The organism is Methanobrevibacter sp. UBA212 (assembly GCF_905233225.1).
In the GTDB taxonomy this organism is placed as follows: Archaea; Methanobacteriota; Methanobacteria; order Methanobacteriales; family Methanobacteriaceae; genus Methanocatella.
The window spans coordinates 110,818-122,775 of the sequence record NZ_CAJODJ010000006.1 but is presented as its reverse complement, the minus strand read 5'-3'; the positions used below and the strand labels follow the sequence as shown (position 1 = coordinate 122,775).

The window sequence follows — 11,958 nt, the reverse complement described above, 5'->3', positions numbered from 1 at the left end:
TTTAATTTATTCTGCTTCTACGCCCATTTTACCAGCTACTCTGGCAATGATAACGGTAACGATTACAGCTATAATGGTTACAACAATAGCATATATAAATAAACTAGGAAGTGCGTCTCCGGTACCTATGAAGGATTCAATTAGTTTTTGAATTGCACTGTTCCATGCTGAACCTGCAACGAATGCAAAAGCGGTAGTAATTAATGCTAGGATTGTTTCCATAATCATTTTTGTTACTTCGTTTACCATGTTTTTTCCTCCGTTTAAATCAATTTGTTCAAGATGATAAGAACAATGATATTTATATTCTTCTTAATTTATAATAGTTTAGGTTCATTTGATTGATTCGATTAAATCTTTGCATGCAAGACTAGGGTTTTCTGCTTCGTAAATGCTTCTTCCGACAATTATTGCGTTTGAGTATTCAAGTGTTTTTTTGCCGTCTCCACCCTGTTTTCCAACGCCTGGTGAGATTATATATGCATCACTGCCGACAATGTTTCTGATGTCTGATAAACGGTCAAGTCTTGTAGCCGGTGCAACATAGTTTTTTATTCCCATTTCTACTCCCATCTGAGCAATTGCATCTGCATTTTTCTGCAGAAACATTTTAGCTCCCGGATGAGACATTTCAGTCAGCAAAAACAATTCCTTTTCATGCTTGTTTGCCATGTCAAGACATGCCTGCACGCTGTCTTTGCCCACAAAGCCGTGACATATGATTGCATCTGCCCCTGCCTTGAAGGTTTCGTCACAGATCTTTTCGTTTGTCGCATCGATGTCTGCCACCTTAAAGTCGCATATCACTTTGAATCCGAATTTTCCCTTAAGTTTGTTGATAATTTCTAGACCTTCCGCAAGAGCTAAAGGATAGCCGATTTTTATGGTGTCAATGTGTTCCTTTATTGAGTCACAGATTTCAATCGCTTCGGTCTCACTCATTACATCAAGTGCCAGAATCAAGTTGTTTTTTATGTTCATAGTATCATATTCTTTTTATTCATTAATAAAATTTATTAGGTTTGCCTAAATTTTGTTTAGGGTATTACTAATAATATTTATATATAATAAGGTATATAATATCATTATCAATAAAACTTTATAAAATTTTAATTACATTTTAAATTTTTATTGAGATATTAATCAATTCATATTGATTAGAAATTTGGAGGAAATTATTTATGCATATTATGGAAGGATATTTACCATTGAACTGGTGTATTATATGGTTTGTCATATCAATCATCGTTGTTGCATTTGGTTTATATCAGATTAAAAAAATTGTAGACGAAACACCTGAATCCAAAGCTTTACTTGCTGTAAGCGGAGCATTCATGTTTGTCTTATCTTCTTTGAAATTACCTTCCGTTACTGGAAGTTGTTCTCACCCTTGTGGTAACGGATTAGGTGCAGCATTATTCGGTCCTGCTGTAACTGCAGTATTAGCAGCTATTGTACTTATTTTCCAAGCATTATTACTTGCTCACGGTGGATTAACTACATTAGGTGCAAACATATTCTCAATGGGCATCGTTGGACCATTTGTTGCATGGATTGTATACAAAGGTTTAACTAAAGCTAATATTTCATCAACCATTGCAATCTTCTTTGCAGCATTTTTAGGTGACTTGTTGACTTATGTGGCTACTTCATTCCAATTAGCTGCCGCTTTCCCTGCTCCTAGTTTTGGATCTGCATTAACTAAATTCTTAGTTATTTTCGCAGTAACTCAAGTGCCATTAGCAATTGGTGAAGGTATCTTGACTGTAATTATCTGGGACAGATTAAAAGCTTACAAACCAAAATTATTAGATAAATTAGGTGCTTTAGCTCCTAATGAAGCATAAGGTGATATAATGAAAACATCAACATTAATAATATTGGCTGTTGTTTGTGTCATATTGTTCATTGCACCATTGATAATGTTTAGTGGTCATGGAGAAGATGATGGATACTTTGGTGGTGCAGACGATGCCGCTGGTGAAGCTATTGAAGAAACCGGTTTCAAACCTTGGTTTTCATCAATATGGGAACCACCTAGTGGTGAAATAGAAAGTTTATTATTTGCTCTTCAAGCAGCTATCGGAGCAATCATTATTGGTTACTTCTTTGGTTACTGGAGAGGACAAGGTAAAGAAGACTAATTAATCTTCTTTATTACTTTTTCTTTTTTTAAGTGATTTTATGAAATTTGATATGGATTATATTGCGCATCATAATGAATTAACTGAGGCAAATCCTTATTTTAAATTGTTTTTAACAATAATTCTGTTAATTGTTACTTTGGCACTTGATAATCTGTATTTTGACGTATTCATTTTTGTTGTAATGTCCATTGTAATATTGGCTATTGCTAAGATTAACTATAGGTCCTATTTGAAATTTCTGTCAATTCCAATGGTATTTCTTGTTATTACATGTATCTTTTTATTGTTATTCTTTGGAAAAGGTGAAGTTATTTATGAAACCGGAATATTGGGTATTGTGATTACCACAGATTCTCTCCATTATGCGGTTTATACATTCATGAGAGTAGTAGCTTGTTTGCCATGTTTAGGATTTTTAGCCCTTACAACACCTATTGCAAAAATTTTAAACTGTTTAAGAAAGTTGAAAGTTCCTAAGATTATGGTTGAAATTGCACTTTTGATGTATAATGCGATTTTCATATTCTTAAATGAAATAGATACCATGCAAAAGGCACAGGATACAAGACTGGGTTATCATTCATATTGGACTTCATTCAAGTCTTTGGGTGCTCTTGTAAGTACAATATTCTTAAGGTCTCTTGACAAAAGTGAAACACTGCAATTTGCATTGGATTCAAGAGGATACACTGGTGAACTTCCGGTTTATGAACCAAGAAAAAAGGAGAATTGAAATGTTAGAAGTAAAAAATCTTAAGTATTCCTATAATTCAGATTACCAGGCACTTAAAGGAGTTAGTCTAAAGATTGAAAAAGGGGAAATGGTTGCTCTTTTAGGAAAGAACGGTGCCGGAAAATCAACATTGTTCCTTCATTTAAATGGAATTTTCGAACCTGATGAGGGGCAGGTGTTCATTGATGGTGAAGAGTTGAAATATGACAAAAAGTCTTTGCTTAAGTTCAGGCAAAAGGTTGGAATAGTTTTCCAGAACCCTGATGATCAGATATTCGCCCCTACTGTTGAAGAGGATGTTGCATTCGGACCTCTTAACTTGGGTTTGTCTATGGAAGAGGTTCAGGACAGGGTTGAAGAAGCTCTAGACCGTGTTGGAATGAGCGGGTTTGAAAAGACCGCACCACATCACTTGAGCGGAGGTCAAAAGAAAAGAGTTGCAATTGCAGGAATTCTTGCAATGAAGCCTGAAGTCATGGTTTTGGATGAACCTACTGCAGGTCTTGACCCTCAGGGGGTGGTTGACTTATCAATATTGCTGAATGAGCTCAATGATGAGGGAATTACAATTGTAATATCAACACATGAAGTCGATCTGGTTCCAAACTATGCCAAAAGGGTTTTTGTTTTGGTTGACGGATTACTAATTGCGGAAGGCACTCCTAAAGAAATCTTTGCAAAACCTGAAATTTTGGAACAGGCTAACCTGAAGGTTCCTATTGTTACAGATTTATTCCAGCAACTTGAACGTGAAGGCTTTGATATGGGCGGAGATTATCCTCTAACAATTGATGAAGCCAAGGAAAAGTTTTTAGAACTGTTAAATAAAAACTAATTTTTTTTTTAAACCAGATTTTTTTCATAAAATCAAGTATCAAAGTATTACTTACAGTAATAATTCATAATACTTTTGTATTTTTAATTAAACATTTATATTAATAGAAACATAATTTTTTATAAGGTGAATTTACATGAGGATTGGAATTTGTGATACCACATTTGCTCGTTTTGATATGGCCTCTGCAGCTATCGATGAGTTGAAAAAGAACGCTTATGATTTAAAAATAATCCGTGAAACTGTTCCTGGCGTTAAGGACTTGCCGGTTACAGCCAAAATCCTCATTGAAGAGGAAAACTGTGATATAGTGATGGCACTTGGAATGCCTGGTCCTATGGAAAAGGACAAGATGTGTGCTCATGAGGCATCAACCGGCCTGATCAATGCGCAGCTCATGACAAACACCCACATACTGGAAGTGTTTGTACACGAAGACGAAGAGGAAGATCCGGTTGAACTTGCAAAGCTTGCTGAAAACAGGGCAAGGGAACATGCACAGAATTTAATTAAGATGATGTATCACAGAAAAGCAATGAGAAAAGAAGCAGGAATGGGAATGCGTGAAGGAAAAGAGGATGCAGGACCATTATAGAAAGGTGTACGATGAGTTTTGAAATTTCTAAAGAGGATAAGCAGGCAACATATGTTATTCTTCCTGCTTATAATGAGGCTACAAGAATCCAGCCGGTAATTGAGGAAATTGCCCAAAGGGGATACAATATGATTATCGTCAATGACGGTTCCTCAGACAATACTTTGGAAGTTATTAAGCAATCCAAAAGGGAATACCCTGACCAAATCCATATTTTCTCTCTCATAATCAACAGGGGTGTGGGTGTGGCGACACAAACTGGCTTTGATGCTGTTTTCATGTTCAATCCGAAATATGTTGTCAGTATGGATTCGGATGGCCAGCATTCAGCCAAAGACCTGGATGATGTGATAACACCTTTGGTTAAAGGCGAGGCTCAGGCCGTAATCGGAGTCAGGCCGCTTAAGGACATGCCTTTCAGCAGAAACTTTGCAAATTCAGTCATGAACCTTTTGACAAGAATATTTTATAAGGTCAATGTGAGTGATTCACAGACCGGATTCAGGGCAATAACTGTGGATGCTTTGAAAAAAATAGATATCAATGCCAGAGGATATCTTATATCATCAGAATTCATACGTGAAGTCAACGACAATAATATTCCATTTGCTGAAGTTCCAATTCAAACAATCTACACTCCGGAAACTCAGGCAAAAGGAACAAATGTTGTCGAGGCATTAAAGATATTGATTCAAATGATTAGACATCAGTTAAGGTGATAAAATGTTGTTATATTCTATACTATTTCCTATAATATCAATCTTGGCCATCCTATGGTTCTTTTACAGGTATATGAAGCAAAAGCAATCCCTGGTCACTGTAATCCTATGGACCGTATTGTGGCTATTTGTAATCGTATTTTCGATATTTCCAACTGCAAGTGAACGCTTCGCAAGATTATTTGGAATAACCCGTGGATTGGACTTCATTATCATTGTGGTATTTTTAGTACTCTTCTACATTATCTTCAGGTTATACAACAGGATAGACATATTGCATGATGAAATAAATAAGATTGTAAAGGAAGTTGCAATAAATAATGAAGTAACCCTTGATGATGAAGAGGATGAATAATGCTTTATTTTAGAGGCTGCACTGCAAGGGAAAAGCAGACTGAGATTTCCAAAGCAACCGAAAGATTATTGGATCTTGCTGGTGTTGATTATCATGTTTTGGATGATGAAAAATGTTGCGGGTCAGTCTTGCTTAGAACAGGCTTTGAAAAACAAGCAAAAGAACAAATCAAAAAGAATAGTAAAATTCTAAAGGATGAAAAAATCATTACTTCCTGTGCAGGCTGCTATAAGACCCTAAAAGAGGATTATGACGGTTTGGATGTTGTTCACATTTCGCAATTGTTGGATGAATTGATTAGGGAAAATAAATTGAATTTTACAAAAGCTGATTTTAAGGTTACTTATCATGATTCATGTCATTTGGGTCGCCATATGGATGTATTTGACGAACCCAGAAATGCCATTGAAAGTGTTGTGGATATTGTTGAGATGGAAAACAGCCGTGAGGACAGCCTATGCTGCGGTGCCGGCGGAGGCGTAAAATCGGCTTATCCAGAAATTGCAAATCAAATGGCAAAATCAAGACTGGCGCAGGCAAGAGAAACCGGCTGCGAAACATTAGTCGTTTCATGCCCTTTCTGCAAGCTCAATCTTGAAAATGATGAAATTGAAGTGTTGGATTTGACTGAATTTTTAGTGAAATATGGTGTTGTGGATGAAGAGCAGTGAACTTGAGACAATGAGAAAATCCTTCAGCACAGTTAAAAGAAGGTCTTCATCAATCAAGGACCTGCCGTCCATCAAGAGACTCACCTCAAGAGTTCGCGAAATTAAAAAATTTTCTTTTGACAATAAAGATGAACTGTTCAGTCAGGTTTTGGAATCATTTAAGCGCAATGATATCGAATGCAGATTTGCACAAACCTCACAGGATGCCTTAAGCATTATCGATGAGCTGATTGATGAGTATGGTGCCGAAGTCATTGCCAAGGCCAAATCAAATACCCTGGGCGAAATCGGTTTAAAGGACCATCTTGACATTGATGTCGTTGAAACCGATTTGGGCGACCGCATATTGCAGCTTAAAAAGGAGGACAACAAGCCCGTTCACCCGACAGGACCCGCTTCACACTTGAATGTTGATGATATAACAAAGATTGTCAATGAATCGTTGGATGAGAATGTTGCCGCAGAACCTACCGAAATCATGAGGGCCGTCAGAAGTGATGTGCTGAAACGCCTTGAAAGTGCAAGAGTAGGTATAAGTGGGGCCAATGCAATAGCTTCCGAAGAGGGGTCCATTGTAATGGTGCACAATGAGGGCAATATTTCAATAGTTTCACTTAAGGATTTGCATATAATTGTAGCTGGAATCGATAAAATAGTGCCGACATTGGAGGACGCAATCTCCATTGTGAAGTTGGAAACCGTATTTGCAACAGGCAGCTTTGTCACTTCATACATGAATGTAGTGTCAGGGCCGTCAAAAACAGCTGACATCGAAAAAAAGCTTATAAAGAACATGTACGGTGCCGAAAGGGTTGTTGTTATTCTTCTGGACAATGGAAGAAGCGATGCAATCGAGGAATGCCTTTACTGCATAGGCTGCGGAAACTGCATAGTTCACTGTCCGGTCTATAATGCGGTCGGTAACGAATTCGGATTCAACAACTACCTGGGCGGTCGTGGTGTTGCCATGTCAAGATTCATTGAGGATGATGAGACCTGTTTTGATTCGGGACTTTACATGTGCACCCTTTGTGGATTGTGCACACTTAACTGTCCGCTGTCAATACCTACCAATGAAATTATTGAAAATATGAGAAAATTGTCAGCTGATGTCGGATTTTATCCAAGGGCACACGGTAAAATAAAAGACAACATTAGTAATAATAATTCTCCTTACTAATTTTAAAATTTCTATTAAAAAACAATAATATTATAAATAATAAGGAACTAATATTACAATATTATAAAATAATATTTTATTGGAGGAAATATATGCTTCTATTAATAAGTCCTATAAATCGTGAAGAAGCTCTTGAATCTATTGAAGGCGGAGCAGATATTGTTGATGTGAAAAATCCTAAGGAAGGTTCTTTAGGCGCCAATTTCCCATGGGTTATTAAAGAGATTAGGGAATTGACTCCTGAAGACAAGCTTGTCAGTGCCACTTTAGGTGATGTGCCTTACAAACCGGGTACAGTTTCACTTGCGGCAATGGGCGCTCACGTGTCAGGGGCAGATTATATTAAAGTTGGATTATATGGAACAAAAGACCATGATGAAGCTGTTGAAGTCATGGAAAATGTTGTAAAAACTGTAAAAGATGTTAGTGAAGATACAATTATCGTGGCAGCAGGTTATGCTGATGCTCACCGTGTAGGTGCGGTTGATCCTATGGAAATACCAAAAGTTGCAAAGGATGCTGGATGCGACCTCGCAATGCTTGACACTGCTGTTAAAGACGGTCATACATTATTTGATTATTTAGATTTAGACAAGTTGAAAGAATTTGTCGAAGAAGCTCACGGCTATGGTTTACTGACTGCGCTTGCAGGATCCGTTAAAAAAGACCAGCTGAAACCGTTACACGATATCGGTTGCGATGTTGTTGGTATCAGGGGAGCTGCATGTGTTGGCGGTGACAGAAACACTGGAAAAATACATCATACCGCAGTTGCTGAGCTTAAAGAATTATTGGATTCATTTTAATTAGGTGTTAATCATGTCATTTTCAAAAAAAGTACAAGAAGCAAGGATGTCTTATACCTTTGACGATTTCCTTTTGACCCCTAACGCAAGTTATGTTGAACCAAAGGACATTGATACTAAAATTGAATTGGGCAAAGGAATCAAATTGAATATTCCGGTTTTGAGTGCGGCTATGGATACCGTTACAGAAGCGGATCTCGCAGTAGCCATGGCACAGGAAGGTGGAGTGGGCGTAATCCACAGAAACATCACACTGGAAAGGCAAGTCGAGGAAGTTAGAAAAGTTAAAAATGCTGAAGATTTAACCATACGTGATGTAATCACCATTTCTCCAGGGTCAACTGTCAGTGAAGCTGAAGAGACAATGCGCAATGAGCTCATCAGCGGTTTGCCTGTTGTTGACGGCGACAAGATTCTTGGAATTATTTCAAAAAGGGATATCAGACCATTCTTAAAATCTGAACCTTCCACTGAAATCAAGGATATCATGACTTCAGATGTCGTTACCGTAGAGGAAGGCGTTTCAGCTGAAGAGGCTTTAAACATTGCATACGACAATAAGGTTGAAAGGCTTCCTGTTGTTCGTGACGGCAAACTGGTTGGAATCATTACTATTAAAGATATTTTGAATCAATCACAATATCCTAATGCTGCAAGGGATAAGGACGGCAACTTTCTGGTTGCTGCTGCATGCGGTCCTTTTGATTTGGACAGGGCTATGGCACTTGACCAGGCCGGTGCAGACATCATCTCAATTGACTGCGCTCACGCTCACAACATGAATGTGGTCAAATTCACCGAAACCATTAAGGACAATATTGATGCTGAGCTCTGTGTCGGTAACATTGCAACTGCCGAAGCTGCAGAAGACCTGATTTCAATGGGTGTCGATGCGCTTAAAGTCGGTATCGGTCCAGGTTCAATGTGTACCACCCGTATCGTAGCCGGTGTCGGTGTGCCACAATTGACAGCAATCTCTGATGTTGCAGATGCAGCAGCCGATTCAGGAATTCCTGTTATTGCCGACGGTGGTATCAGATACTCCGGTGATGTTGCAAAGGCTATCGGTGCTGGTGCAGATGCAGTAATGCTCGGTAACTTGCTTGCAGCTTCTTTGGAAGCTCCTGGTGACATTGTCATCATGCACGGTAAGCAATACAAGAAATACCGTGGAATGGGATCCATGGGTGCAATGACCAGTGAATTTGACGGCGGAGCAGACAGATACTTCCAAGGTCAAAAAAGTAAGATGAACCACACTAAATATGTGCCTGAAGGAATTGAAGGTGCTGTACCATACAAGGGAACAGTTGCTGAAATATTGTTCCAGTTAGTCGGTGGTTTGAAATCATCTATGGGTTATTGCGGTGCTGAAAATATCAAAGCAATGCAGCAGAAAGCAAACTTCGTTAGGATTACAAGCAGCGGTATTAAGGAATCTCACCCTCATGACTTGTTGATTACTAATGAAAGTCCAAATTATCCAACTCTTGACTAGTTGGATATTATTTTAAATTTTTTTGATGGGAATTCAGAAATTGGCGGAATGATTTATAGGAATTATTTTTTCTCATCAAAAAGTAATTTTTTTCTTAAAATACTTATTTTAAGCAAACCTTTAAATATTAGTTAATATAATATTATCATATTAGATAATTTTATGGTTATTTTATATAATCAATTTATTTTAAATTTTAATTATTATGGAGGGCAAGAACTAAAAAAGTGGGTATTACAGGTAGGTTCGGTGCAAGATACGGAAGAAAAGCAAAAAGATCTGTTAAAATCATTGAAGAAAACATGAAAAAGAATCATGTTTGTCCTAAATGTGATAGACCATACGTTAAAAGACAAGCTGCTGGAATTTGGAAATGCAAAAAATGTGGTGCAGTATTTACCGGTGGGGCATACGTTCCACAAACTCCTATGGCAAGATCTGCAGCACGCAGTATCAGAGACATTGAAGTGGAGGAATAAGCCTTGTACAGGTGTCCACGTTGTGGAGCAGAAGTAGACCATAAAAGCTACATGGAAAATAAATGTCCTAAATGCAGATATAGGATTTTATTTAAGAATGTTCCAGAAACCACTAGAATTATAAAAGCAAGATAAAATCTTTGCTTTTACTAAATTTTTTACTATTTTTGATTTAAATGTTAATTTCAACTTCTAGAAAACCTTCTCAAAAAACTAGAAAGTTCTGTAAGAATTTAGCACGCGTTACTGATTCAACATCAGTCAACAGGGGCAAAATGAACTTTAGGGAGTTACTGTTAAAGGCACTTGAAGTTGATGAATACAATGTGGCTGTTGTTAATGAAATTAAGGGAAATCCCAGCAGGATTTCTTTTTTCTCTAACAAGGGCGAATTGTTGATTACAATTCTTATTGGAGTGACATTGGATAATGAAAAGACAAACTTCGCTCCGTCCCAATTGAAAATAGTATCTGAAGTTAAAGAGCTCGATGTCCTAAGCGACATTTTGGATTTGGATTTAGTGGATAATGCTGAAGAAAACTATATCCTGATTTCCAAAAGCGATGATTCAATAGCCAGAATTTATTTTGTAAATAAATTTGGAGATAAGTTAAAATTCCAAATCAATGTCAAAAAGATTTTAGAGGTCACAAATGATTGATGAAAGCCCTCTAGAAAGAGTTAAAAGCAATATTGCTGTTGAATTTGAAAGCGGTGACCAGGCTAAAATCATTTATGATGCGATAATTTTGGAGTTTGAAACCGCTCCCGATTTCAGATCATCCATGACCATCGAATTGGAGGGGTCAAATATCATGATTGATATCGATGCACAGGATTCCACTTCCTTTAGGGCTTCCGTTAACTCAGCAATCAAGTGGATTAAATTGGCATTAGAAATAAATAACTTAACAAATTAATACTTATATAATTAATTAAGGTGATAAAATGGAGATTCCTGAAAATATTCAAGAACAATTAAATCAGTTTCAACAATTACAACAACAAGCTCAAGCTGTAAGCATGCAAGTTCAGAATGTTGAAGTACAAATTCAAGAAACTGAAAAGGCATTAGAAGAACTTAAAAAATCTGATGAAAATACTGAAGTATTCAAACAAGCTGGTACTTTACTCATTAAGGTTGAATACAGTGACGCTTTAGCTGACATGGAAGACAAGTTAGAAACTCTTCAGTTAAGAAAACAGACCATGGCTCGTCAAGAAGAAAGGGTCATCAAAAAACTTGAAGAAATGCAATCCACTATCCAGGCAGCTATGAAAGGTATGGGCCAATAGGCTTAAACCTTTTATTTTTTCTTTTTTTAGATTTTCATGTCAAAACTTAAAGTATTATCCCAGGATGATTTGGCAACAATTTCAGATGATTTCGGCGAAATTTTAGAAAGTGAAATTTCAAAGGCTTTGCCTGCAAAGGAAATCGAGGATCTGGATTTAGATATAGTTTTAACCTACGAAAACAATCAGTTGGATGTTGATGTTGATGTTGGAGTTATCTTTGATGAGCTGTCCGAAATCAACCAGGAACAGATTGCCAAAGCGATTGATGAAGCTTATTTGAGATTCGATTCTTATATTGATGAGAATTTCAGAGCTTAATTATTTTTTTTGAATTTTTGTGTAATACTTTTTATATATTTTATATTAATTCAAGTAATACTTTTTTATCAAAAAGTATTTATATTATTAAGTATAATCTTTAAATAAGTTTGAAGTAATCTCAATAGCTTAGCAATATTAAGGACAAACACATATACTATCTTTCAAATTCCCTCTTAATTACTTCAAACTTCATTAACCATTAATTTTTTCAACTTGACTTTATCAACCAGATTTTATAACTTTTTTGTATTTTAGGTTACTCTAAAATTTCGAGTTTTACATTTTCTGAATGATTATATATTTGTGTAAAGATTTCTAT

18 protein-coding genes and 1 pseudogene are annotated in these 11,958 nt (G+C 36.7%); 17 read left to right on the top strand and 2 right to left on the bottom strand.

The annotated features are described in order from the left end of the window. Positions 1-6: 6 nt before the first annotated feature. Entirely contained in the window at positions 7-249 is a 243-nt protein-coding gene (locus QZ138_RS02220) for a DUF5654 family protein (RefSeq protein ID WP_292885706.1), read from the bottom strand. Positions 250-333: 84 nt separating this feature from the next. Continuing rightward, positions 334-981 (bottom strand): orotidine-5'-phosphate decarboxylase, encoded by a 648-nt coding sequence (gene pyrF / locus QZ138_RS02215; RefSeq protein ID WP_292603083.1) that lies wholly within the window; start codon positions 979-981, stop codon positions 334-336. Positions 982-1,181: 200 nt separating this feature from the next. Between pyrF and cbiM the strand changes: the two genes are divergently transcribed. The 17 genes and pseudogenes from cbiM (at position 1,182) to QZ138_RS02130 (ending at position 11,636) form a co-directional block, all read left to right on the top strand. Next, positions 1,182-1,847 (top strand): cobalt ECF transporter S component CbiM, encoded by a 666-nt coding sequence (gene cbiM, locus QZ138_RS02210; RefSeq protein WP_292885703.1) that lies wholly within the window; start codon positions 1,182-1,184, stop codon positions 1,845-1,847. 9 nt (positions 1,848-1,856) lie between these two features. Continuing rightward, positions 1,857-2,144, top strand: coding sequence for an energy-coupling factor ABC transporter substrate-binding protein (locus QZ138_RS02205; protein ID WP_292885700.1), 288 nt, complete (start codon positions 1,857-1,859; stop codon positions 2,142-2,144). Between the two features lie 40 nt (positions 2,145-2,184). Beyond that, positions 2,185-2,880: a cobalt ECF transporter T component CbiQ gene (gene cbiQ, locus QZ138_RS02200; RefSeq protein ID WP_292885698.1), complete on the top strand. Its 696-nt coding sequence runs from the start codon at positions 2,185-2,187 to the stop codon at positions 2,878-2,880. A gap of 1 nt (position 2,881) precedes the next feature. Further along, positions 2,882-3,715 carry an ATP-binding cassette domain-containing protein gene (locus QZ138_RS02195; RefSeq protein ID WP_292885695.1) on the top strand — a complete coding sequence of 278 codons (834 nt, stop codon included), beginning with the start codon at positions 2,882-2,884 and terminating at the stop codon, positions 3,713-3,715. 136 nt (positions 3,716-3,851) lie between these two features. After that, a complete protein-coding gene (gene ribC / locus QZ138_RS02190; RefSeq protein ID WP_292603096.1) occupies positions 3,852-4,310 on the top strand; it encodes a riboflavin synthase in 459 nt (152 codons plus the stop codon). Positions 4,311-4,321: 11 nt separating this feature from the next. Next, positions 4,322-5,029, top strand: a complete 708-nt coding sequence (locus tag QZ138_RS02185) for a glycosyltransferase family 2 protein (RefSeq protein WP_292885692.1) — start codon at positions 4,322-4,324, stop codon at positions 5,027-5,029. Positions 5,030-5,033: 4 nt separating this feature from the next. Beyond that, complete coding sequence (locus QZ138_RS02180; protein ID WP_292885689.1) at positions 5,034-5,384, top strand: DUF2304 domain-containing protein; 351 nt, start codon at positions 5,034-5,036, stop codon at positions 5,382-5,384. Continuing rightward, entirely contained in the window at positions 5,384-6,055 is a 672-nt protein-coding gene (locus QZ138_RS02175; protein WP_292885686.1) for a (Fe-S)-binding protein, read from the top strand. Before QZ138_RS02180 ends, QZ138_RS02175 begins: the two co-directional genes overlap by 1 nt. Beyond that, positions 6,042-7,235: an LUD domain-containing protein gene (locus QZ138_RS02170; protein ID WP_292885683.1), complete on the top strand. Its 1,194-nt coding sequence runs from the start codon at positions 6,042-6,044 to the stop codon at positions 7,233-7,235. Before QZ138_RS02175 ends, QZ138_RS02170 begins: the two co-directional genes overlap by 14 nt. A 92-nt stretch (positions 7,236-7,327) precedes the next feature. Then, positions 7,328-8,041, top strand: a complete 714-nt coding sequence (locus QZ138_RS02165) for a (5-formylfuran-3-yl)methyl phosphate synthase (RefSeq protein WP_292885680.1) — start codon at positions 7,328-7,330, stop codon at positions 8,039-8,041. Positions 8,042-8,054: 13 nt separating this feature from the next. After that, positions 8,055-9,539 carry an IMP dehydrogenase gene (gene guaB / locus QZ138_RS02160; protein WP_292603108.1) on the top strand — a complete coding sequence of 495 codons (1,485 nt, stop codon included), beginning with the start codon at positions 8,055-8,057 and terminating at the stop codon, positions 9,537-9,539. 212 nt (positions 9,540-9,751) lie between these two features. Beyond that, a pseudogene (gene rpl37A / locus QZ138_RS02155) lies at positions 9,752-10,018 on the top strand (50S ribosomal protein L37Ae); the annotation flags it as partial. Positions 10,019-10,021: 3 nt separating this feature from the next. Continuing rightward, positions 10,022-10,153 (top strand): DNA-directed RNA polymerase subunit P, encoded by a 132-nt coding sequence (locus QZ138_RS02150; protein WP_082706360.1) that lies wholly within the window; start codon positions 10,022-10,024, stop codon positions 10,151-10,153. A 41-nt stretch (positions 10,154-10,194) separates the two neighbouring features. Beyond that, positions 10,195-10,680: a Brix domain-containing protein gene (locus tag QZ138_RS02145; RefSeq protein WP_292885677.1), complete on the top strand. Its 486-nt coding sequence runs from the start codon at positions 10,195-10,197 to the stop codon at positions 10,678-10,680. Continuing rightward, on the top strand, positions 10,673-10,939 hold the full coding sequence (locus tag QZ138_RS02140) for a KEOPS complex subunit Pcc1 (RefSeq protein WP_292885675.1): 267 nt from the start codon (positions 10,673-10,675) through the stop codon (positions 10,937-10,939). The genes QZ138_RS02145 and QZ138_RS02140 overlap by 8 nt, the downstream gene beginning before the upstream one ends. A 28-nt stretch (positions 10,940-10,967) precedes the next feature. Then, complete coding sequence (locus QZ138_RS02135; protein WP_292885673.1) at positions 10,968-11,315, top strand: prefoldin subunit beta; 348 nt, start codon at positions 10,968-10,970, stop codon at positions 11,313-11,315. 36 nt (positions 11,316-11,351) lie between these two features. Next, complete coding sequence (locus tag QZ138_RS02130; RefSeq protein ID WP_292885670.1) at positions 11,352-11,636, top strand: DUF3194 domain-containing protein; 285 nt, start codon at positions 11,352-11,354, stop codon at positions 11,634-11,636. The last annotated feature ends 322 nt before the right edge of the window (positions 11,637-11,958 follow it).